Origin of the sequence: Pseudonocardia nematodicida (assembly GCF_040105385.1) — a bacterium.
Classification (GTDB): Bacteria; Actinomycetota; Actinomycetes; order Mycobacteriales; family Pseudonocardiaceae; genus Pseudonocardia; species Pseudonocardia nematodicida.
Genome location: NZ_JBEDNQ010000001.1, coordinates 461,871 through 483,616 on the forward strand (window position 1 = coordinate 461,871; position 21,746 = coordinate 483,616).

The 21,746-nt window shown below is 73.4% G+C and carries 22 protein-coding genes and 1 riboswitch; of the genes, 12 read left to right on the plus strand and 10 right to left on the minus strand.

From position 1 onward, the window contains the following. Positions 1–131 precede the first annotated feature (131 nt). Positions 132–914 carry a PrsW family intramembrane metalloprotease gene (locus WIS52_RS02135; RefSeq protein WP_349296344.1) on the plus strand — a complete coding sequence of 261 codons (783 nt, stop codon included), beginning with the start codon at positions 132–134 and terminating at the stop codon, positions 912–914. Positions 915–970: 56 nt separating this feature from the next. Here the strand turns inward: WIS52_RS02135 and gcvP are convergent, their stop codons facing one another. Further along, positions 971–3,850 carry an aminomethyl-transferring glycine dehydrogenase gene (gene gcvP, locus WIS52_RS02140; RefSeq protein ID WP_349296345.1) on the minus strand — a complete coding sequence of 960 codons (2,880 nt, stop codon included), beginning with the start codon at positions 3,848–3,850 and terminating at the stop codon, positions 971–973. 151 nt (positions 3,851–4,001) lie between these two features. Next, a riboswitch (glycine riboswitch) is annotated at positions 4,002–4,097 on the minus strand. Between the two features lie 81 nt (positions 4,098–4,178). On the opposite strand from gcvP, the gene WIS52_RS02145 reads away from it, so the two are divergent. Further along, positions 4,179–4,478, plus strand: a complete 300-nt coding sequence (locus WIS52_RS02145; protein WP_349296346.1) for a YiaA/YiaB family inner membrane protein — start codon at positions 4,179–4,181, stop codon at positions 4,476–4,478. A gap of 44 nt (positions 4,479–4,522) precedes the next feature. On the opposite strand, the gene WIS52_RS02150 is transcribed toward WIS52_RS02145, so the two are convergent. The 5 genes from WIS52_RS02150 to WIS52_RS02170 form a co-directional block, all read right to left on the minus strand. After that, positions 4,523–5,101, minus strand: a complete 579-nt coding sequence (locus WIS52_RS02150; RefSeq protein WP_349296347.1) for a MerR family transcriptional regulator — start codon at positions 5,099–5,101, stop codon at positions 4,523–4,525. A 256-nt stretch (positions 5,102–5,357) separates the two neighbouring features. Continuing rightward, positions 5,358–5,834 carry a bifunctional nuclease family protein gene (locus WIS52_RS02155; protein ID WP_349296348.1) on the minus strand — a complete coding sequence of 159 codons (477 nt, stop codon included), beginning with the start codon at positions 5,832–5,834 and terminating at the stop codon, positions 5,358–5,360. Between the two features lie 247 nt (positions 5,835–6,081). Continuing rightward, positions 6,082–6,534 (minus strand): glycogen accumulation regulator GarA, encoded by a 453-nt coding sequence (gene garA, locus WIS52_RS02160; protein ID WP_349296349.1) that lies wholly within the window; start codon positions 6,532–6,534, stop codon positions 6,082–6,084. Between the two features lie 183 nt (positions 6,535–6,717). After that, positions 6,718–7,110 carry a glycine cleavage system protein GcvH gene (gene gcvH / locus WIS52_RS02165; RefSeq protein ID WP_349296350.1) on the minus strand — a complete coding sequence of 131 codons (393 nt, stop codon included), beginning with the start codon at positions 7,108–7,110 and terminating at the stop codon, positions 6,718–6,720. Between the two features lie 9 nt (positions 7,111–7,119). Beyond that, positions 7,120–7,761, minus strand: coding sequence for a CDP-alcohol phosphatidyltransferase family protein (locus WIS52_RS02170; RefSeq protein ID WP_349296777.1), 642 nt, complete (start codon positions 7,759–7,761; stop codon positions 7,120–7,122). Between the two features lie 191 nt (positions 7,762–7,952). Here WIS52_RS02170 and WIS52_RS02175 point away from each other — a divergent pair, with 191 nt between their 5' ends. The 4 genes from WIS52_RS02175 (at position 7,953) to WIS52_RS02190 (ending at position 11,715) form a co-directional block, all read left to right on the plus strand. Continuing rightward, on the plus strand, positions 7,953–8,474 hold the full coding sequence (locus WIS52_RS02175) for an OsmC family protein (RefSeq protein WP_349296351.1): 522 nt from the start codon (positions 7,953–7,955) through the stop codon (positions 8,472–8,474). Positions 8,475–8,658: 184 nt separating this feature from the next. Next, positions 8,659–9,549, plus strand: a complete 891-nt coding sequence (locus WIS52_RS02180; RefSeq protein ID WP_349296352.1) for an MEDS domain-containing protein — start codon at positions 8,659–8,661, stop codon at positions 9,547–9,549. 10 nt (positions 9,550–9,559) lie between these two features. Further along, positions 9,560–10,513: an ATP-binding protein gene (locus WIS52_RS02185; protein ID WP_349296353.1), complete on the plus strand. Its 954-nt coding sequence runs from the start codon at positions 9,560–9,562 to the stop codon at positions 10,511–10,513. Between the two features lie 287 nt (positions 10,514–10,800). Beyond that, positions 10,801–11,715 carry an AfsR/SARP family transcriptional regulator gene (locus tag WIS52_RS02190; RefSeq protein ID WP_349296354.1) on the plus strand — a complete coding sequence of 305 codons (915 nt, stop codon included), beginning with the start codon at positions 10,801–10,803 and terminating at the stop codon, positions 11,713–11,715. 66 nt (positions 11,716–11,781) lie between these two features. On the opposite strand, the gene WIS52_RS02195 is transcribed toward WIS52_RS02190, so the two are convergent. Then, the gene (locus WIS52_RS02195; protein ID WP_349296355.1) at positions 11,782–12,564 is read right to left on the minus strand and encodes an enoyl-CoA hydratase/isomerase family protein; all 783 of its coding nucleotides are present in this window, start codon (positions 12,562–12,564) and stop codon (positions 11,782–11,784) included. Further along, complete coding sequence (gene fgd, locus WIS52_RS02200; protein ID WP_349296356.1) at positions 12,561–13,565, minus strand: glucose-6-phosphate dehydrogenase (coenzyme-F420); 1,005 nt, start codon at positions 13,563–13,565, stop codon at positions 12,561–12,563. Before fgd ends, WIS52_RS02195 begins: the two co-directional genes overlap by 4 nt. Before the next feature lie 358 nt (positions 13,566–13,923). On the opposite strand from fgd, the gene recQ reads away from it, so the two are divergent. From recQ to WIS52_RS02215, 3 genes are read left to right on the plus strand one after another with little or no spacing between them, the layout of a single operon-like run. After that, the gene (gene recQ / locus WIS52_RS02205) at positions 13,924–15,732 is read left to right on the plus strand and encodes a DNA helicase RecQ (RefSeq protein ID WP_349296778.1); all 1,809 of its coding nucleotides are present in this window, start codon (positions 13,924–13,926) and stop codon (positions 15,730–15,732) included. Beyond that, positions 15,729–16,469, plus strand: coding sequence for a gamma-glutamyl-gamma-aminobutyrate hydrolase family protein (locus tag WIS52_RS02210; protein WP_349296357.1), 741 nt, complete (start codon positions 15,729–15,731; stop codon positions 16,467–16,469). Before recQ ends, WIS52_RS02210 begins: the two co-directional genes overlap by 4 nt. 11 nt (positions 16,470–16,480) lie before the next feature. Then, positions 16,481–17,062: a DinB family protein gene (locus WIS52_RS02215; protein WP_349296358.1), complete on the plus strand. Its 582-nt coding sequence runs from the start codon at positions 16,481–16,483 to the stop codon at positions 17,060–17,062. On the opposite strand, the gene WIS52_RS02220 is transcribed toward WIS52_RS02215, so the two are convergent. Continuing rightward, positions 17,047–17,811, minus strand: coding sequence for an SDR family NAD(P)-dependent oxidoreductase (locus WIS52_RS02220; protein WP_349296359.1), 765 nt, complete (start codon positions 17,809–17,811; stop codon positions 17,047–17,049). The two genes, WIS52_RS02215 and WIS52_RS02220, sit on opposite strands and share 16 nt — an antisense overlap. Continuing rightward, positions 17,808–18,866, minus strand: coding sequence for a Gfo/Idh/MocA family protein (locus WIS52_RS02225; RefSeq protein WP_349296360.1), 1,059 nt, complete (start codon positions 18,864–18,866; stop codon positions 17,808–17,810). The genes WIS52_RS02220 and WIS52_RS02225 overlap by 4 nt, the downstream gene beginning before the upstream one ends. 131 nt (positions 18,867–18,997) lie before the next feature. Between WIS52_RS02225 and WIS52_RS02230 the strand changes: the two genes are divergently transcribed. From WIS52_RS02230 to WIS52_RS02240, 3 genes are all read left to right on the plus strand, one after another. After that, a complete protein-coding gene (locus tag WIS52_RS02230) occupies positions 18,998–19,837 on the plus strand; it encodes a sugar phosphate isomerase/epimerase family protein (protein ID WP_349296361.1) in 840 nt (279 codons plus the stop codon). A 65-nt stretch (positions 19,838–19,902) separates the two neighbouring features. After that, on the plus strand, positions 19,903–20,451 hold the full coding sequence (locus tag WIS52_RS02235) for a TRAP transporter small permease (protein ID WP_349296362.1): 549 nt from the start codon (positions 19,903–19,905) through the stop codon (positions 20,449–20,451). Between the two features lie 3 nt (positions 20,452–20,454). Continuing rightward, entirely contained in the window at positions 20,455–21,732 is a 1,278-nt protein-coding gene (locus tag WIS52_RS02240; protein ID WP_349296363.1) for a TRAP transporter large permease, read from the plus strand. Positions 21,733–21,746: the final 14 nt, after the last annotated feature.

Consider the following 21,746-nt stretch of genomic DNA (forward strand, 5'->3'; position numbering starts at 1 on the left):
GTGTTCACCGGTGGACCCGGCGGCCCCCTGACCGGGGGAAACGGTCCCGGTCCGGTCGCCGCTCCCCCATCGCCGCGTTACGTTGCGGCCCGGCCGGTCGTCACCGGTACCGGCCGGGACCGGGGGTTCGGGTGTTGCGGCGCTGGGTGTGGCTGGTCGTGCTGGTGGTCGGGGTCGGCCTGTTCGAGATGGTCCGGCAGGCGCTGCTGGTCACCCGGAACCCCAACCTGGTGCCGTCGCTGATCCTGCTCGGCGCGGCGGTGGCCCCGGCCGCGTTCGTCACCTTCGTGCTGGGCCGCCGGCTCGACTACTCGCTGCGGTCCGGGACGATCGGCCTGATCGCGTTCCTCGGCGGCGTCGTCGGCGTGGTCACGGCCGGGGTGCTGGAGTACGACGCGCAGGCCGAGCTCGGTGCGCTGCCGATGGTCGGCGTGGCGCTGATCGAGGAGTCGGCGAAGCTGCTCGCGCCGCTGGCGGTCCTGCTGTTCACCCTCCGCCACACCCACCCCGCGGACGGCCTGCTGGTCGGGGTCGCCTCCGGCGCGGGCTTCGCGGCCCTGGAGACGATGGGCTACGGCTTCGTCGTCACCCTCCGCTCCGGTGGCGACCTCTCCGAGATCGGTGAGGTCCTGCTGCTGCGCGGACTGCTCAGCCCGGCCGCGCACATGGCCTGGACCGGGCTCACCGCCGCGGCACTCTGGCACGCCGTCCGGCACCGCACCGGCAGCGCCGCCGCCGGGGCGGTCGTGGTGTTCATCGTGGCGGTCACGCTGCACACCGTCTGGGACGGCCTCGGCGGACTCGTCGTCTACGGCATCCTCGCCGTGATCAGCCTCGGCCTGCTGACCTGGACCGCGCACCGGCTGGTCCGCCGGCCGGACGCCACCGTCTCGCTGAGCCCGTCGGGTTTGTGAGTGCTCGTCCTGAGCGCAGACACGTGGTCGGGACCACGACGAGCACTCACGAACCGCTAGGCGAAGGCGTCCGGCGGCGGGCAGGAGCAGACCAGGTTCCGGTCCCCGTGCGCCCCGTCGATCCGCCGCACCGGCGGCCACACCTTGCGGTCGTGCACCCCCGGCGTCCCGCCGGTCGGGTAGGCGGCCAGCTCCCGCGGGTACGGGTGGTCCCACTTGTCGTCGGCCAGGCAGGCCGCGGTGTGCGGGGCGTTGCGCAGCGGGTTGTCGTCGGCCGGCCACTCCCCCGCGGCGACCCGGTCGATCTCGCCCTTGATCGAGATCATCGCCTGGACGAAGCGCTCGATCTCGGGCAGGTCCTCGGACTCGGTGGGCTCCACCATCAGGGTCCCGGCGACCGGGAACGACATGGTCGGCGCGTGGATGCCGTGGTCGATGAGCCGCTTGGCGACGTCGTCCACGGTCACACCGGTGTCCTTGGTGATCGTCCGAAGGTCGAGGATGCATTCGTGGGCGACGGAGCCGTCCACACCGGAGTACAGCACCGGGTAGTGCCCCTCGAGGCGCCTGGCGACGTAGTTCGCGGCGGCGACCGCGGTGAGCGTCGCCCGGCGCATCCCGTCGAGACCCATCATCCGGACGTAGGCCCAGGAGATCGGCAGCACGCCGGGGCTGCCGTACCGCGCGGCCGACACCGGGCCCACCTCTCCGGCACCGGGCAGGAACGGGGCCAGGTGCTCGGCCACCGCGACCGGGCCGACGCCCGGGCCACCCCCGCCGTGCGGGATGCAGAACGTCTTGTGCAGGTTCAGGTGGCTGACGTCGCCGCCGAAGGCACCCGGGCGGGCCACCCCGACCAGCGCGTTGAGGTTGGCGCCGTCCACGTAGACCTGTCCCCCGGCCTCGTGCACCGCGCCGCAGACCTCGCGGACCTGCGCCTCGTAGACCCCGTGGGTGGACGGGTAGGTGATCATCAGGGCGGACAGCCGGTCGCCGTGCTCGGCGACCTTGGCGCGCAGGTCGTCGAGGTCGACGTTCCCCTGCGCGTCGGTGCCGACCACGACCACCCGCATCCCGGCCATGATCGCCGAGGCGGCGTTGGTGCCGTGCGCCGACGCCGGGATCAGGCAGACGTCGCGCTCGGTCTGGCCGCGGGAGCGGTGGTAGGCCGCGATCGCCAGCAGCCCGGCGAACTCGCCCTGGCTGCCCGCGTTCGGCTGCAGCGACACCGCCGCGTAGCCGGTCAGGTCGGCCAGCCAGGTCTCCAGCTGGGTGATCATCTCCCGGGTGCCCGCGGTGTCGGCCTCGGGTGCGAACGGGTGCAGGTCGCAGAACTGCGGCCAGGTCACCGCCTCCATCTCGGCGGCGGCGTTGAGCTTCATCGTGCACGACCCCAGCGGGATCATCGTGCGGTCCAGCGCCAGGTCGGCGTCGGCCAGCCGGCGCAGCCAGCGCATCAGCGCGGTCTCCGACCGGAACTCGTGGAACGTCGGGTGGGTCAGGTACTCGCTGGTGCGCCGCAGCGGCTCGGGCAGGGCGTCGGCGGTCGCGGCGTCGAGCTCGTCGACCGCCGGCTCGCCGACGCCGAACGCCGACCAGACCGCCTGCAGGTGCGCGACGGTGGTGAGCTCGGAGGTGGACACGCCCACCTCGTCGGCGGAGACCTTCCGCAGCGCGATGCCGGCGTCGTGCGCGGCGTCGACGACGGCGGAGGCGCGACCCGGCACCCGGGCCAGGACGGTGTCGAAGAAGTGCTCGTGCGCGATCTCGACCCCGCCGGAACGCAGACCGGCGGCCAGCACCGCGGACATCCGGTGTGTCCGCTGCGCGATCGACCGCAGCCCGTCGGGCCCGTGGTAGACGGCGTAGCAGGCGGCCATCACGGCCAGCAGCACCTGCGCCGTGCAGATGTTCGAGGTGGCCTTCTCGCGGCGGATGTGCTGCTCACGGGTCTGCAACGCCAGCCGCAGCGCGTAGTGGCCGTCGGCGTCCCGGGAGACCCCGACCAGGCGGCCGGGCAGCTGGCGGGCCTGCTTCTGGCCCACCGCCAGGTAGGCGGCGTGCGGGCCGCCGAAGCCGAGCGGCACGCCGAAGCGCTGGGTGGAGCCGACGGCGGCGTCCGCGCCGAGCTCGCCGGGCGGGGTCAGCACGGTCAGTGCCAGCAGGTCCGCGGCCACCGCGACCAGCGCACCACGGTCGTGCGCCGCCTCGATCAGCCCGGCCGGGTCGGTGATCCGCCCGGAGGCGCCCGGGTAGGACAACAGCAGCCCGAAGAACTCGCCCTCGGGCAGCGTGTCACCGGACAGGTCGGCGATCTCCAGCTCGATGCCCAGCGGCTCGGCCCGGGTGCGCAGCACGTCGAGGGTCTGCGGGAGCGTGTCGGCGTCGACGACGAACCGGGGGCTCCTCGACCGGCCGGCCCGGCGCAGCAGGGTCATCGCCTCGGCGGCGGCGGTGGCCTCGTCGAGCAGCGAGGCGCCGGCGACCGGCAGCCCCGTGAGGTCGGAGACCATCGTCTGGAACGCCAGCAGCGCCTCCAGCCGGCCCTGGCTGATCTCCGGCTGGTACGGCGTGTAGGCGGTGTACCAGGCCGGGTTCTCCAGCACGTTGCGGCGGATCACCGGCGGGGTGCGGGTGCCGTGGTAGCCCAGCCCGATCATCGGGACGGTGACGGTGTTCCGCGCGGCCAGCTCGCCCAGCTCGGCGAGCATCTCCTCCTCGCCGGCGGGCGCGGGCAGCGAGGCGCCGACGGGCTCCGGGTCGCGGATCGCGTCCGGCAGCGCGCGGGCGGCCAGCGCGTCGAGGTCGGCGACGCCGAGGGTCTCGAGCATCTGCGCGAGCTCGTCCGGGCGGGGCCCCACGTGCCGGTCGGCGAAGGGCTGTCCCCGCTCGAGATCGGCGAGGGTCGGTCGGTCCTGCTGCGGGCTGGAACTCACGGCGCCTCCGTAAGCGGGCTGGGCATGACAGTCACGCCCTCCCCCTCTGTCCGTACCCGCGGCCCGGGCGCCTGAGAGATTCACCGGAGGCTTCCGGCTTTCCCCGTCGGCGGACGGACGTGGTGCGCTGTCCGTCGCTTTCCAGAGGCGTCTCTGCCACGCGGTCCTGGGTGCCTGAGAGGTTCCGGGAAGGGGTTGCTCCTTCGGCGCCCGGCCACCTGCGCCGGGTCTCTCCCGCGTGTCGTCAACGACTACCGGGCAGAGGATACCCGCCGTTTCCGTAATTCCACGGCGTCGGGGGCGATTCCACCCCGGCAGGCTCTGCGGCATGTCGAACAGCAGCAACTCGAACCTCGCGCCCGCCACGACCAGCGCGTTCCACCTGCAGGCGGTCCTGTCCTTCGGCGTCTCGCTGGCCGCCGTCGTGGTCGGCACGCTCTACCTGCCGGTCGACGGCTGGGTGAAGGCATTCCTGGGCATCGCGGTCCTGTACGCGATCACCTCGGCCTTCACGCTGGCCAAGTGCGTGCGGGACCGGCAGGAGAGCCTGACCGTGGTCAACCGGGTCGACCAGGCGCGGATGGAGAAGCTGCTCGCCGAGCACGACCCGTTCCGGGCGGTCGCGTAGGCCTGCCGGAGCGGCCCATCGATACCGTCGCGTAGGCGGAGCCCTCAGGAGATGGCCCGCCGGGCGCGACGGCGGGCCAGCTCGTCCTCGGGGGACTCGTCGACGGTGCCCCCGTCGGCGCGCTCGAACGGGAAGTCCTTGATCACGCCGCTGATCTCGCGCATCGCACCGGACACGGCGATCCCGAAGACCCCCTGACCGCCCTGCAGCAGGTCCACGACCTCCTCCGGCGACGTGCACTCGTACACCGTGGTGCCGTCGGAGAACAGCGTGATGCCGGCCAGATCCCTGATCCCGCGCCGGCGCAGGTGCTCGACGGCGATCCGGATGTTCTGCAGCGAGACCCCGGCGTCCAGCAACCGCTTCACGATCTTGAGGACGAGCACGTCCTTGAAGGAGTAGAGCCGCTGGCTCCCGGACCCGGCCGCGCCCCGTATCGACGGGACGACCAGTCCGGTGCGGGCCCAGTAGTCGAGCTGCCGGTAGGTGATCCCGACGACCTGGCAGGCGGTGGGCCCGCGGAAGCCGACCAGGCTGTCGGACACCCCGTCCAGCCCCTCACCGACGAGCGGGTCCGGGAACAGCTCTCCCTGACCCGGCCCCTCGGGTGGTGGCGTCTGCACCGCGTGGTCTCCCTCGCTCGGCCCCTCCGTGGAACCCGGCCCCCCGGCACTGCACGCTGGGTGACCGGCGAGTTCCATGGATGTCATCACTGCAGATGACGGTAGGCCTGGCGGACGGGGCGGTCAACGCGGCTCGCCGACACGGGCGTACCGGACAGCGCCGTGGATCACTCGACAGGGGTACCAAGATCACGACGAGCGGTCCGGATCGACGCCGAACGGCTCGATCCGTGCGCGCACCGTGACGGGAGCCCGCTCAGCCGGGCTGCGCGCCGCGGAAATCCTCCGGCGAGACCGAGTCCAGGAACTCCTTGAACTTCTCGACCTCGTCCTCCTGCTCGTCGGGAATGACGAGCCCGGCCTCGGCGAGCACGCTCTCGTCGGCGTGCACCGGGACCCCGGTCCGCAGCGCCAGCGCGATCGAGTCGCTCGGCCGCGCGGAGACCGTGACACCACCGTCGAAGATCAGCTCCGCGTAGAAGGTGCCCTCCTGCAGGTCGGTGACCCGGACCTGCTCCAGGCGGCGGCCGAGTGCCCCGATGACGTCCTTGAGGAGGTCGTGGGTCAGCGGCCGCGCCGGCTTGACGCCCTGCTGCTCGAGCGCGATCGCCGTGGCCTCCACCGACCCGATCCAGATCGGCAGGTAACGCTCCCCGTCGGTCTCCCGGAGCAACAGGATCGGCTGGTTCGCCGGAAGTTCGACCCGGACGCCCACGACGCGCATCTCGCTCATCAGCCCGCCTCCCCGGCCCTCTCGGGCCTGTCGGCCGGCCCGGATGGCACCGCCACCCCGGCCGCCGTGATCATCTTGCTCGCCCTGAGTCCGTGTCCGGAGAGCATGGCTCCCGCCACCGACACGCTCCGACGCTACACGTGCACGGGCCCCTACGCGCGCCTCCGGACGGGGTGTGACGGCGTCCTTTCGACGATCGTCACACGCCCGTCGTCCACGGCGTGTCGGCTCGACTCCGGGACGCCGATCAGGCGCGGTCGCCGGGCTCCCGGGGCCCGGTGAGGAACACCAGGCGGAACTTGCCGATCTGGACCTCGTCGCCGTTCGCGAGGACGGCGGTGTCCACCGGCTCGCGGTTGACGTAGGTGCCGTTCAGGCTGCCCACGTCGACGACGACGAACTCACCGGCGTCGCGGCGGAACTCCGCGTGCCGCCGGGAGACGGTGACGTCGTCCAGGAAGATGTCGCTGTCGGGGTGCCGGCCGGCGCTCGTGGTGGGCACGTCGAGCAGGAAGCGGGAGCCGGCGTTCGGACCGCGCCGGACGACCAGCAGCGCCGACCCGGCGGGCAGCCCGTCGACACCGGATACGGCCGGCTCCGCGCTCGGCTGTTCCACGTCGGCGAGGAAGTCTGCCCGGAAGACCGACGTGGTCTCCGGTGCGCGCTCCGGCGGCACGTCGCGCGGGTCGTTCGTGGTCACCTCGGGGTCTCCTCCTCCGGGAAAGCGGGAATCCCGGACACACGGTCCGGGTGAAGCACGCGGTGCCGGGGTCGGTCGTGACCCGCACCACGGTCGACGGTCAGGGGCACCGAACCTACCGTTCCGCCCCGCGCGGCGATACGCGGTACCGCCGTACGGCGGGCGTGCACGGCGACCAGGTGCTCAGGAGCCGTCGGCGAGCTGGCGGTAGGCGTCCGCGTCGAGCAGGCCGGACAGCGCCGCCGGGTCGCCGAGCCGGACGTCGACGATCCAGCCGTCCGCGTACGGCGCCGAGTTGACCAGCTCCGGGCTGCCGTCGAGGGACTCGTTGACGGCGACCACCTCGCCGCCCACCGGCGCGTAGATGTCCGAGACCGACTTCGTCGACTCGACCTCACCCATGGCGTCGCCGGCCGTGACGGTGTCGCCGACGGTCGGCAGCTGGACGAACACGACGTCGCCGAGCTGGCCCTGGGCGTGGTCGGTGATACCGATCCGGACCACCCCGTCCCCGGTCTCGCGCACCCACTCGTGTGCCTCTGTGTAGGCCAGGTCCGACGGAATCTCCGAGCTCACGCGACGACCCTATCCCCCGTCGCCCGGATGATCGAACCGGGGACCGGGACGGCCCGATGGGGCCGGGAGCGGCCGGCGCAGCGCCAGCACGAACTGCGCCAGGTACAGCACCCCGGACCACATGTATAGCGCCACGCCCCAGATCGCGAACGCGTGCGCGACGACCCGGACCACGGCCTCGGCGGTCGAGGGCCCGTCGCCGAGCAACAGCAGCGGGAAGGCGTAGAGCAGCACGAACGTCGCGGCCTTGCCCAGGTAGACGACCTCGAACGGGCCGTAGCCGCGGTGGCGCAGCACGAACACGCAGACCGCCAGCACGACGTCGCGGGCGACCAGCGCGATCACCGCCCACCAGGGGACGATGTCGCGCGCGGCCAGGCCGACCAGCGCGGCGAGGATGTAGAGCCGGTCCACCGCCGGGTCGAGCATCGCGCCGAACCGGCTGAACTGGTCCAGCACCCGGGCGAGCTTGCCGTCGAGCCAGTCGGTGAACCCGCCGATCGCGAGCACCGCGACCGCCCAGCCGTCGGCCTCCGGGCCGAGCATCAGCCACAGGAACAGCGGGACGCCGAGCAGCCGCAGCACGCTCAGCGCGTTGGGCACGGTCCAGATCCGGTCGTCGCCGGTCGGCGGGCCCACGGTCTCGTGCACCGAGTCCCGCACCGTGTCCCGGACGGTGTCGCGCACCGTGTCCCGGGCCCCGCGAACGGTCTCCCGGGCCCCGCGGACGCCCCGGCCGACGTCGGCCGTCACGCGCCCTCGCTCCCCGTCCCCGGCCACCCGGCCAGCCTAGCCGCGCGTCCCTGCTGCACGGTCGGGCACGGTCGGGTGAGGATAGGAGCGTGACGGACACGAACACTTCATCGCTGAAGGACATCCAGGCTCCGCTCAAGCAGCAGTACCGCGACGACCCGGGTTCCGCCGTCGTCACGCTGAGCGCGGACGGGCAGCTCGACGGCAGCGGGGTCGCCTGCAAGGTCACCACCGGGCAGGCGCTCGCCGAGGCGGGACTGCACCCGGCGACCGGCGGCGACGGGACCCAGCTCTGCTCCGGCGACATGCTGCTGGAGGCGCTCGTCGCCTGCGCCGGGGTCACCCTGCGCGCGGTCGCCACGGCGCTCGAGCTCGGAGTCTCCGGGACGGTGCGCGCCGAGGGCGACCTCGACTTCCGCGGGACGCTGGGCGTCGCGAAGGACGCCCCGGTCGGGTTCCGCGACATCCGGCTGACCTTCGACCTCGACGCCGGCGGGGCGGACGAGGAGCAGATCGCCACCCTGATCAGGCTGACCGAGCGCTACTGCGTGGTGCTGCAGACCCTCAACGGCAGTGCCACCACCTCCGTCGAGGTCACCACCCGTTCCTGATCACCCGTTCGGTCGTCCCACCAGTCGATCACCGCCCGCTCGTCGCGCGTCACCGTCTGTTCGGCGCGCCGGCCGGGCGCTACCACGCGACACGGTGTCCGGACGTCCGTACGGTGATCAGGTCCTTCGACGTCGTGACACGACGTGCCCGCCGAGCCGGCGGGAGCGTCGCGGCAGGTGACACGTGACCAAGCTTGCGGACGATCTCTCGTCCGGTGATCACGTGTGCGCGATCCCGGCCAGCACCGAGCACCTCGGCGAGATCGCCGCCGGCTTCGTCGCCGGGGGGCTCTCCCGCGGGGAGAAGGTCCTCTACTTCGACGACGACGGTGCCGCCGACACGATGCTGCGCCGGCTCTCCGAGGACGGCGTCGACGTCGACGAGCCGCTGCGCCTCGGACAGCTGGAGATCCTGCCCGAGGAGAACACCCGGCAGACCTTCAAGACCCCGTTGCCCGACATCCACGCCGGCATCACCGGTGAGGTCGTCCGCGCGCTCGACGACGGCTGGAAGGGCACCCGGCTGACCGGCCAGATGCACGCCGCGCTCGCCCCCGGCGCGTCCGGCACGCTGCCCGAGTACGACGGCCTGCTCGCCCGGCTCATCCGGGAGAACGACACCGCGCTCACCGCGCTGTGCACGTTCGACCACGACCACTTCCCGGCCGAGTCGATCGACATCATGCGGGCGCTGCACCGCGACCACCTCGCGGTCCCGGCCGCCTACGACGACGGCCTGCTGCGGATCGTGCGCCTCGGCGTCGGCCGGGCCCGGCTCGCCGGGGAGATCGACCACAGCAACCGCCCGAAGATCACCTCGCTGCTCCACCAGACCTTGGACACCGTCCTGCGCTCCGCGGACGCGCCGACCGACATCGGCCTGGACATGGCCTCGGTGCGGTTCGTGGACGTGGCCTCGGCGACCGCGCTGGTGCAGGCCGCGGAGGGGTTCCCGGCGACCCACCGCCTGGTCCTGCACCGGGTGCGTCCCCGGGTGGCGCGGCTGCTCGACCGGTGCGGTGCTGCGTTCTCCGCCCAGCTCGCGTTCGACGACCGCCCCCCGGCAGCCGAGTAGGAGCCCGCCGATGCAGGTCAACGCCTCCCCGCGCACCCGCGGTTTCGCGCACGCCCTGGTGCACGCCGACTCCCCCGCCGAGCTCGTCGAGCGGGTGGCGCCGGCCGTCGCGGTCGCCGTCCGGGACACCGGGGCGCAGGTGGCACTCGCCGTGCCCGACCCGGTCGAGGAGATGCTGCGCGCCGAGCTCGAGGGCGACGGCACCGGTGTCGGGCGGCTCACCTCGCTGACCCGGTCGGCGCGCGAGTCCGGGCAGACGGTCGCGGCGTGGCGGGCCCGCGAGCTGCGGGCGCTGGCCTCGGCCGGCCGGCCGGTGGTCGTCGTCGCCGCGCACGACGCCGAGCTCGACGGGGTCGACGGCGGCTTCTGGATCGAGCTCGAGGCCGCGCTGAACATCTCGCTGGCCGGGCTGCCGGTGACCCAGCTGTGCGTGTACCCGAGGCTGCCGCTGCACGGCGCGGTCGGGGACGCCGCCGTCGCCAACCACCCGCTGCAGCTGCGCGGCGGCGAGCTGGTGCCCAACCCCGGCCACCGCACACCGGCCGAGGTCCTCGAGGCGTGGGCCTTCGCGCCGCCGCACCTGCTCGGGCCGCCGGACGAGCGGTTCACCTACAACACCTTCGAGCTCGCCCGGGTCCGGGACACCGTCGAGGACGCCACCCGGGCCTGCGGTTTCGACCCGATCCGCGCCGAGGACATGGTGCAGGCGGTCAACGAGATCGCGACCAACGCGGTCGAGCACGGGTCGTCCGAGGCCGGTTTCGCGGTGTGGACACGGGGAGGTGAGCTGGTCTGCGAGGTGCACGACCGCGGCACCATCGAGCTTCCGCTGATCGGGCTGGCCCCGCCGCACCCGTCACAGGCGCGCGGACGCGGGACCTGGATCGCCCGCCAGCTCTGCGACAGCCTGCACGTCTGGCGGGCCGAGGACGGCACCCACGTGCGGCTGCTCGCCCGCGCCTGAACCCGGGCCGGAACTCCCGGTGGTCACCCGCGGTGCGCACACAGCCGAGCGGATCCCTCACCCGGAGCACACATCGGGCGCCCACCTCGGCTATCCTCGCACCGACACCGGCGCGGAGACGAAGCCCGCCGTCCGCGCTGGTGCGGTTCCGTCGTGTCCGCATTCGACGCGAAGGTCCGTTGCGCAGGCGCTTCTCCCGCACACGCGCTCGGGCCGACCCGCGCACCACCGGCCGCGACGTCCGACCGCTCGCGGGCCGTACGCCACGATCGATCCGGGGAAACGGCATGTCCGACGTTCACTGTCGACCCAGTGATGCAGACCAGCGCAGGACCGACCAGCGCGAGTCCCACCCGTCCGGCGCGCCCGCCGACGAGGCCGCGCCACAGATCCGCGTCCTGGGGGCGTTCGGCCTGCGGGTGGACGGCCACCCGGTGCCGCTCCCGGTCGACTCCCGCCGGCTGGTCGCCTACCTGGCCGTGCACCCGCGGCCGCAGCCGTCGTCGTCACTGGCGGCCGACCTGTGGCCGGGTGTCGGACCGGTACCCGCGGCCCGGCTGCTCGACGAGGCCGTCGCCGGGATCGACGTCCCCGGCCTGCTGAGCGCCGACGACCGCGGCCGGCTGCACCTGGCCGACGACGTCACCGTCGACCTGGCCGAGGCCCTGCTGCTCGTCCGCGGGGTGTCCGCCCCGAGCACGCTGCGCACCGTGCGGGAGATCGGGTCCCCGGAGACCCGGCTGCTCGAGGCCGACATCCTGCCGTCGTGGACGGCGCCGTGGATCGCGGTCGAGCGGGAGCGGTTCCGGCAGCTGCGGCTCGCCGCCCTGGAGGGACTGTCCGGCACGCTCACCGCCGCCGACCGGCACGACGACGCCGTGGCCGTCGCCCGCCGGGCGGTCGCGACCGCCCCCAGCCGCGAGCGCTCGCGCCGCGCGCTGGTCGAGGCGCTGCTCGCCGGCGGGCAGGTCGCCGACGCGCTCGCCGAGTACGACGAGTTCCAGCGGCTGCTGCGCAACAGCGTCGGCGCCACACCGGACTCGGAGCTGGACCGGCTCCTCGCCCCGCTGGACTCCGGCTGGCCGCTCGGCCCGGGCCTGCACCGGCCGGTGCAGCGCTGGGGCGTCGGTATGCCCGGCACCACCCGCCCCGGCCCCCGCGGCCGCCGGCTCGCCGCGGGCAGCCCTGCCAGCGGCCGCTGACCACCCGTCCCACCCCGCCATCCCCCACCCGGAACTCCGACCGGGGATGGGTGCGGCAGGCATTCCTCAGGCGTAGAAGCGGGGGCTCCGCTTCTCGCTGAAGGCGGCCAGGCCCTCGGTGCCCTCCGGGCCGGCGGCACAGGCGCCGATCGACTTGGCCTCGGCGTCGAGCTGGTCGTCCAGCGTGCTGTCCCAGGTCCGGGCCAGCAGCCCGCGGATCCGGCCGAGCGCGGCCGTCGGGCCGCGCGCCAGCCCGCGGGCCAGGGTCTCGGCGCGGCCGGCCACGTCGGCGTCGTCGACGACCTCGGTGAGCAGCCCCAGGTCGATCAGGGTGTCGGCGTCGAGGACCTCGTCGGTGAGCAGGATCCGCCGGGCCCGGGCCGCGCCGACCAGCCGCGGCAGGGTCCAGGTCATGCCGCCGTCCGGGGAGAAGCCGATGCCCGGGTAGGCCGGGCGCATCCGGGTGGAGCGCCCGCCGACCCCGAGATCGCAGGCCAGGGCAATGCTCATCCCCGCCCCGGCGGCCCAGCCCGGCACCGCGGCGACGGTCGGCACCGGCGAGGCCGCGAGCGGGCGCAGCAGCGCGTGGAAGGTCTCGGCGAGCCCCTGCACGTAGCCGCGCCGGTCGTCCGCCGCGGCGAAGTCGCGCACGTTGCCGCCGGTGCAGAAGTTCTCACCGTCGCCGTGCAGCAGCACCGCGCCGACCGCGTCGGGCGACGACGGGTCCTGACCGGCCAGCTTCAGCAGGGCGTCGGTGACCTCGGCCATGAGGCCGGCGTCCAGGGTGCCGTGCCGGCCGTTGGAGATCCGGCAGCGCAGCACCCGGCCGTCCCGCGACAGTGTGCTCATCCCAGCTTCCGCAGCTTCGGCAGCACGTCGGAGGCGAACTGGGTGAGGAACCGGTTCTGGTCGTCGCCCGGCCCGTGCACGACGAGGTGGTTGAGCCCGGCGTCGACGTAGGGCCGGATCTGCTCGACGGCCTCGTCCGGGTCGGAGGCGACGATCCACCGCTTCGTGACCTGGTCCAGCGGCAGCTCGTCGGCGAGCCGCTCCATCTCCTGCGAGGAGTCGACCGAGTTCTTCTGGTCCGCGGTCAGTGACAGCGGCGCCCAGAACCGGCAGTTCTCGCGCGCGGCCTCGGCGTCCCGGTCGTAGCTGATCTTGATCTCGATCATCCGGTCGATCGCGCCGGCGTCCCGGTCGGCCTTCTCCGCGCCCTCCTGCAGGCCGGGGATCAGCTTCTCGGTGTAGAGGTCCATGCCCTTGCCGGAGGTGCAGATGAAGCCGTCGCCGAAGCGGCCGGCGAACCGGGCGACCATCGGCCCACCCGCGGCGACGTAGATCGGCACCGGCTGCTCGGGCCGGTCGTAGATCATCGCGTCGACGAACGTGTAGTACTCGCCCTCGGTGCTGACCGACTCCTCGGTCCACAGTGCGCGGATCATCTTCACGGCCTCGCGCAGCCGCGCGAAGCGCTCCTTGAACTCCGGCCACTCGCGCCCGGACACGGCGATCTCGTTGAGCGCCTCACCGGTCCCGACGCCGAGTGCCACCCGGTTGCCGGTCAGCAGCGCCATCGTCGCGAACTCCTGGGCCAGCACCGCCGGGTTGTAGCGGAACGTCGGCGTCAGCACCGAGGTGCCGATCTGCACCCGGTTCGTCCGCTCCCCCACCGCCGCCATCCAGGGCAGCGCCGCCGGGGCGTGCCCGCCGGTGTGCCGCCAGGGCAGGAAGTGGTCCGACGCCCACACGCTGTCCAGCCCGAGGTCCTCGGCCAGTACGGCGTACTCGACGAGGTCACGCGGGCCGAACTGCTCGGCCGACGCCTTGTACCCGATCTTCAGATCCACCAGTGAGTCCTTCGCACGAGCGGGCCCGCCGCTCCCGGCGCGCCACGGTGTCCTCGTGCCTTGCTACACCCCCACGCGCCGCGGCGCACGTGATCACCCACCGGCACCCCGGCGCGCCGCGGCGTGACGTGGGCCACGGCGCGCACCCCGCCGCGGCCCGCGGTGCCGGACCGGGACCGGGCGGCGGGGCGGTGGGCCCGGGCCTCGTACGATCGCAGGCGTGGCTGCCCCGGAGGAGATCCCGCTCCCGCCCGAGCCGGAGGACGAGGGCTGGGAGCCCCCGCCGGACGACGCCTGGGGCACCGTCCACGACGAGGCCGAGCCCGCCGTCCCGTTCCGGTCCTCCGACCCGGCGGAGATCCTGCGCCGGGTCTTCGGCTACGACAGCTTCCGCGGCGACCAGCAGGAGATCGTCTCCCACGTCACCGGCGGCGGGGACGCGCTGGTCCTCATGCCGACCGGTGGCGGCAAGTCGCTGTGCTACCAGGTCCCGGCGCTGGCCCGGGACGGCGTCGGCGTCGTCATCTCCCCGCTGATCGCGCTGATGCAGGACCAGGTCGACGCCATGCGGGCGCTCGGCGTGCGGGCCGGGTTCCTCAACTCGACCCAGGACGCCGACGAGCGCCGGCTCACCGAGCAGCAGTTCCTCGCCGGCGAGCTGGACCTGCTCTACCTCGCCCCCGAGCGGCTGCGGGTGGAGTCCACGGTGCGGCTGCTCGAGCGCGGCACGATCGCGCTGTTCGCGATCGACGAGGCGCACTGCGTCGCCCAGTGGGGCCACGACTTCCGGCCCGACTACCTGCTGCTCTCCGAGCTGCACACCCGCTGGCCGCAGGTGCCGCGGATCGCGCTCACCGCGACGGCCACCGAGGCCACCCGGGCCGAGATCGCCCAGCGCCTCGAGCTGGAGCAGGCCCGGCACTTCGTCGCCAGCTTCGACCGGCCGAACATCCGGTACCGGATCGCGCCGAAGAACGAGCCCCGCAAGCAGCTGCTGGAGATCCTGCGCACCGAGCACGCCGGGGACGCGGGCGTCGTCTACTGCCTGTCCCGCAAGTCGGTGGAGCAGACCGCGGAGTTCCTCACCGGGCAGGGCATCCGGGCGCTGCCCTACCACGCGGGACTCGACGCCGCGGTGCGCCGGGACAACCAGGCCCGGTTCCTGCGCGAGGACGGCGTCGTGATGGTCGCGACGATCGCGTTCGGCATGGGCATCGACAAGCCCGACGTCCGGTTCGTCGCCCATCTCGACCTGCCGAAGTCGGTCGAGGGCTACTACCAGGAGACCGGCCGCGCCGGCCGGGACGGGGACCCGTCGACGGCGTGGCTGGCCTACGGGCTGGCCGACGTCGTCCAGCAGCGCAAGATGATCGACGACTCCGAGGGCGACACCGCGCACAAGCGCCGGCTCGGCATGCACCTCGACGCGATGCTGGCGCTGTGCGAGACGACCGAGTGCCGGCGCGCCCAGCTGCTGCGCTACTTCGGGCAGAAGCCGGACGCGGAGAACTGCGGGAACTGCGACACGTGCCTGAACCCGGTGTCGTCCTGGGACGGGACGGTCCCCGCGCAGAAGGTGCTCTCGACGGTCTGGCGGCTCAAGAACGAGCGCCGGCAGAGCTTCGGCGCCGTGCACGTGATCGACATCCTGCTCGGGAGGCGGACCGCGAAGATCGAGCAGTTCTCGCACGACGAGCTGAAGGTGTTCGGCGTCGGCGCCGACCTGAGCGAACCGCAGTGGCGCAGCGTGATCCGCCAGCTCGTCGCGCGCCGGCTGCTGGCCGTCGGCGGGCCGCACTCGACGCTGGTGTTCACCGACGACTCCCCCGCCGTGATGCGCGGCGAGACGCCGCTGACGCTGCGGACCGAGCCGGAACGGGCGGCCCGGGCTCCGCGCTCGCGGTCGGGCGGCGGCTCGAAGCCGGCCGTCGAGCTGTCCGCGGACGCCGCCCCCGTGTTCGAACGGCTGCGGGCCTGGCGGGCCGGTGCCGCGAAGGAGCAGGGCGTGCCCGCCTACGTGATCTTCCACGACGCGACGCTGCGGGAGATCGCCTCCCGGGCACCCGGCGACCGCGCCGCGCTGGGCACGATCTCCGGTATCGGCGAGGGCAAGCTCGCCCGCTACGGCGACGACGTGCTCGCCGTCGTCCGCGGGGGCGACGAGTGACCCGGCCGCTGATCGGGCTGACCGCCTACGTCGAGCGCGCCTCGTACTGGGTGGTGTCCGACGAGGAGTCGGTGCTGCTCCCCCGCGGCTACCTCGACATGGTCTCCGCGGCCGGCGGGGTCCCGCTGCTGCTGCCGCCGACCGCCGACGCCCCGGACGCGCTCGCCGCCTGCGACGGCCTGCTGATCACCGGTGGCCCGGACGTCGGCGCCGCGCACTACGGGCAGAGCCCGGGCACGCAGGTCGACGACCCGCGGATCGAGCGGGACGCCTCCGACCTCGCCGTCACCCGCCGCGCGCTCGAGCTGGGGCTCCCGGTGCTCGGGGTGTGCCGGGGCCACCAGGTCCTCAACGTCGCGCTGGGCGGGAGCCTGCACCAGCACCTGCCCGAGGTCGTCGGCGCCGAGACCGCCGCGGCGCACTCCGCGGGCGAGGGCGTGTACGCGCCGGTCGAGATCGCCCCGGAGCCGGGCTCGCGGATCGCCGCGGTGCTCGGCACCGATCCGGTGACGGTGCGCTGCCACCACCACCAGGCGATCGACCGGCTCGGGAGCGGGCTGCGGGTCACCGCCCGGGCGGCGAACGGGGTCGTCGAGGCCGTCGAGTACGACGGCGACGCCTGGGTGCTCGGGGTCCAGTCCCATCCGGAGCGGAGCCCGGACGACCTCCGGCTGGCGATGGCGCTGGTCGCCGCCGCCCGGGGATCGAGGACGGCGGTCGTCCGCGAGGCGTCCTAGGCTCCGCGCCCATGACCGCCAGCACCGATCTCGACTGGAACCGGCAGCTCCGCGAGCAGCTCACCTGGCACTGGGAGGCCCTGCTCCGTCCCCGCCTGGAGGGCCTCACCGACGACGAGTACCTCTGGGAGCCCGCGCCGGGCGCCTGGAGCGTCCGCCGCCGCGGCGAGTCGGTCACCCCGCCCGGCTGGGGCGACGGCGACCGGGTCATCGACTTCGCGTTCCCCGAGCCCTCCCCGCCGCCGGTGACCACGATCGCCTGGCGGCTGGCGCACGTGATCATCGGCGTGTTCGGCATGCGGGTGCATGCGCACTTCGGGGGCCCGGCGATGGACTACGGGACCTTCCCCTACGCCGGCACCGCCGACGGGGCGCTGGCCCAGCTCGACGAGGGCTACCGCCGGTGGGTCGACGGCGTCGCCGCGCTGGGCACCGACGGGCTCGCCCGGCCGTGCGGGCCGGCCGAGGGGCCCTACGCCGAGCAGCCGTTGGCGATGCTGGTGCTGCACATCCACCGGGAGGTCATCCACCACGGTGCCGAGATCGCGCTGCTGCGCGACCTCTACCGGGCCCGGGTTCAGTCCCCGGTGTAGCGCCCGCCGGTCAGGTCGAACACGTGGCCGGTGGTGTAGCTGCACTCCGGGGACAGCGCCCACGCCGCGAGCGCCGCGAACTCCGGCGGCTGCCCGATCCGGCCCATCGGGACCTTGCTCAGCAGCATGGCGTTCCGCTCCGGGCTCAGGTCGCCGGTCAGCGGGGTCTGGAACATCGCCGGGGCGACGGTGTTGATCATGACGTCGTGCCGGGCGACGTCCTTGGCCGCCGACTTCGCCAGCGCGATCACCCCGGCCTTGGCCACCGAGTAGGCGGCCATCGCCTCGTTGCCGTCCCGCCCGGCGATCGAGGACAGCACCAGCACCCGCCCGTGCCCCTGCTCACGCATCACCGGCACGACCGCGCGCAGACCGAGGAAGCAGGAGTCCAGGTTGATCCGCATGGTGCGGGCCCAGCCGTCGACGGGCACCTCGTCGATCGGGCACTCCGGGCCCTGGGAGCCGTGGCTCATCAGCAGCGCGTCGATCCGGCCGTAGCGCCCGGTCACCGCCTCGACGACGGTGCGCCACGCGTCCGGGTCGGTGACGTCGAGGGCCAGCTCGCCGCCGGTGTCGGTCAGCGCGCCGTCCGGGGCCTTCAGGTCGGTCGCGACGACGACGGCGCCCTCGGCGGCCAACCGTGCGCACGCCGCCGAGCCGAGCCCGCCCCTCGCGCCGGTGACCAGGACGATCCGTCCGGCGTGCCGCCCCTCAGAGACGTACCGCTCTGCTGCCGTACCCGTGCTCATACTGCGATCTCCTCGTCGATGTGGATCGTGGTGCCGGTCTGCTGGGCCTGCTCGACGGCGTGCGCGACGGCGAGCGTGCGCGTCCCGTCGTGGGCGTCGATCAACGGCGGGCAACGGCGCAGGGCGACGTCGGCGAAGTGCCGCAGCTGCTCGGTGTAGGCGTCCGCCTCGACCCGCTCGACGACCCGGGTGCGCATCGGGCTGCGCCAGTCCGCGTCGCCGTCGTGGGTGAACAGCGTCAGCGACGGCAGCGACAGCGCAGCGCGGGTGCCGGAGAGGAAGTAGACGTCGCCGGGCGGGGGCGGCGGGGGCGGGAAGTAGGCGCCGTAGCCCGAGGTCAGGTCCCAGTTCCACGGTGCCGCGCTCGCGTCGGAGACCAGCGCGGTGCCGAGCGCGCCCCCGACGAACCGCAGCACCGCGCCCACGGTGTCGGCGACCTCGAACCCGCGGGTGTGCCCGCCCAGCGCGACGACGCTGTCGATCTCACCGACCAGGTGGCGGATCGCGTCGAGGTCGTGGATCAGGTTAATCAGCACCGGGCCGCCGCCCGCGGTGCGGCGCCAGTCGACGTCGAAGTAGGAGTCGTGCTTGCGCCAGGTGGACAGGATCCCGACCGACACGATCTCGCCGAGCGCCCCGGAGTCCAGCAGCGCCTTCGCCGCCACCACGTCGGGGGCGTAGCGGCGCTGGTGGCCGACCAGCACGGGCACACCCGTCCGGTCCGCCGCCTCGGTGATCCAGCGGGCCTCGTCCAGGGTCCCGGCGATCGGCTTCTCCACCAGCACCGCGACACCGTGCTCGATCGCGGCGACCGCGGCATCGGCGTGCATCCGGTTGGGCAGCGCGGCGACCACGCCGTCGACGCCACCGGCCGCCAGCAGCGCCCGGTAGTCGTCGTGGTGGGCGACACCCAGCTCGGCGGCCAGCGCCCGGCCGGCGTCCGAGGGATCGGCGACCGCGACCAGCTCGGTCTCGTCGATGCGGGCCAGGGTGCGGGCGTGCTCGGTGCCGATGAGACCGGCTCCGAGCAGGCCGATGCGCGCGGGGCGGGGCATGGATCTCCTTCCGTCGACCATGACGGACGCGGTGCAGGTATGTGACGTGGACCACGTGATCACCCGGTATCGCGATCACTGTGCGCTGTTATATACCTTTGGAACGCTGTTCCAAAAGTGATGGAGGTCCCATGGTGCTCGGAGTCGCGCCACTCAGCGCGATCCGTCTACCGGCCGTGGAGTTCGTGCGGGCCGCTGCGGATGCCGGGTTCGGCCAGGTCGGACTGCGCCCGCTGACGGTGCAGGAGACCGACGGCTACTGCCCGACCGGGGTGGACGCGCCGGACTTCGACACGCTACGTGGCGTGCTCGCCGAGACCGGCATGAAGGTCCTCGACATCGAGGTGTGCTCGGCCACCCCCGCGTTGCGCCGCGAGGACTGGCTCGGCGCGCTGGGGCTCGGGCAGGCGCTCGGCGCCCGGTTCCTCAACATCGTCGGCGACGACCCGGACCCCGACTCGCTGGTCCGTACGGTGAACGCGATCTGCGCCGACGCCCGCGAGCACGGCATCGTCCCGATCCTGGAGCCGGTCGCCTTCCGCCCGCTGAACGACTTCGACCGGGCGGTGCGGATCGCCCGGGACGCCGGCTGCCGGGTGGAGCTCGACGTCCTGCACTTCCAGCGGACCGGTGCCTCGCTGCAGACGGTCCGCGACGACCCCGCGATGTTCCCGGTCGTCCAGCTCTGCGACGGCCCGGCCCGGCTCGACCCGGCCGACCCCGAGCTGCGGGAGCTGGCCGGCAGCGACGACCCGCACGACGTCGCGATCGCCGAGGTCCGGGACCGGCGGCTGCTCCCCGGCGAGGGCGGGATCCCGATCCCCGAGCTCCTCGCCGCGCTCCCCGACAGCGAGATCAGCGTGGAGATCCCGCACGGGCCCCGCCAGGCGGCCCGCGGCGACCACGCCCACCTCGCCGACCTGTACCGCTCTGCATCCGCGTACCTGAGTTCCCTCACCCCGGCCCACTGAGACCCCGACCCGCTCACGCACCCCGCGCGGCTGCTCCGCAGACGTAGCACCGAGAGGCTCCCCGCATGTCCGCACCCGACGCGGCCCCCGAACCGCCGCTGCCACCGCCCAGCGAACCGCGCGTGCTGCGCGTGCTCGGCACCATCGAGATCGCGCTCGCCACGATCCTGCTCGGCGGGATGCTGACCGGTGTCCTGATCCAGGTGCTGGGCCGCTACCTGCCCGCCGCGAACTGGGAGGGTGCCGGGGAGATCGCCCGCTACTCGCTGGCCGGACTCACCTTCGTCATGATCGGTTACCTGGTCGGGCGCAACGGTCACATCACCGTCTCGGTGATCGACAACCTGATCCGTGGACAGCGCAGCGCGGCGGCCCTGAAGCTGGTCTCGTCCCTGCTGCTGTTCGTGATCATGGTGGCGCTGCTGGTCGAGGCGGTGGCGCTGTTCGGCGACGGCATCGGACGGAGCACGACGGTCATCTCGCTGCCGCTGCCGGTGGTCTACAGCCTGCTCGTGCTCGCCTTCGCCTCCGGCACCGTCCGGGCCGCCGTCAAGATCCTGCGCGCCCGCTCCTGGGAGCGCGACGCCGTGACCGTCGCCGACGCGGAGGGCTGAGGCATGGAACTGCTGCTCGTCCTGCTGGGCATCCTCGCCCTCATCCTGCTCCGGGTCCCGGTCGCGTTCGCGATCATCGGACCCTGCCTGGCCTACTACGCCATCCACGGCCGCGCCACCGGGTCCGGGCTCAAGGCGGTGTTCGACTCCGTCAACAGCTTCCCGCTGCTGGCCGTCCCGTTGTTCATCTTCGTCGGCGTGGTCGCCAACCGGCTCGGTGTGGCGGACCGGATCTTCGAGTTCTGCCTGGCCGCGATGTCGAAGGTCCGCGGCAACCTCGCCTACGTCAACGTCGCCTCCAGCGTCGGCTTCGCCTGGATGAGCGGCTCCGCACTGGCCGACGCCGCCGGGCTGGGCAAGGTGCAGGTCCCGGCGATGCTCAAGGCCGGGTACCCGGCCCGGTTCTCGATGGGGCTCACCGCGGCCTCGACGCTGGTCAGCCCGGTGATGCCGCCGAGCATCCCGGCCGTGCTGTTCGCCGCCACCGCCAGCATCTCCACCGGCGCACTGTTCGCCGCCTCGATCCTGCCGGCGCTCCTCATCGCGCTCGGCCTGCTCGTCTACGTGTTCATCTGGCTGCGCCGCAACCCGGACATCCAGAGCGTCCCGTTCGACGGCGCCCGCCTGCTCACCGCGACGCGGCGGGTGCTGCTCCCGATGGGCGCCCCGGTGATCATCCTGGGCGGGATCATCGGCGGGTTCTTCACGCCGACCGAGGCCGCCGGCATCGCGGCCCTCTACATGCTGCTGTTGGGCCTGATCTTCCGGAGCCTGACGGTGCGGGTGCTCTGGGAGGCGGCGAAGGAGACCGTCTTCCTGGCCGGCGGCATCATGATCATCATCGGGGCGGCCGGGATCCTCGGCCAGGTGCTGGCCCGTGAGCGGGTCGCGCCGATGCTGGCCGACGCGATGACCGCGCTGACCGACAACCCGCTGGTCTTCCTGATCATCGTGAACCTGCTGCTGATCGCGCTCGGCGCGTTCATCGACGCCAGCGCGGTGATCATCGTGACCGTCCCGGTGCTGCTGCCCCTGGCCGTCAGCTACGGGGTCGACCCGGTCCACTTCGGCGTCGTCATGATCGTCAACCTGATGATCGGCCTGCTCACCCCGCCGGTCGGCGCCGTGCTCTACGTGATGAGCTCGGTGACCGGGCGCCCGGTCGAGGCGGTGTTCCGCGGCGTCCTGCCGTTCCTCGTCCCGCTGGTCTGCGTGCTGGTCCTGCTCACCTTCTTCCCTGCGATCGTGACCGTGGTCCCGACGTTGCTCGGCTTCCAGTGACCCCCCACTCCCCC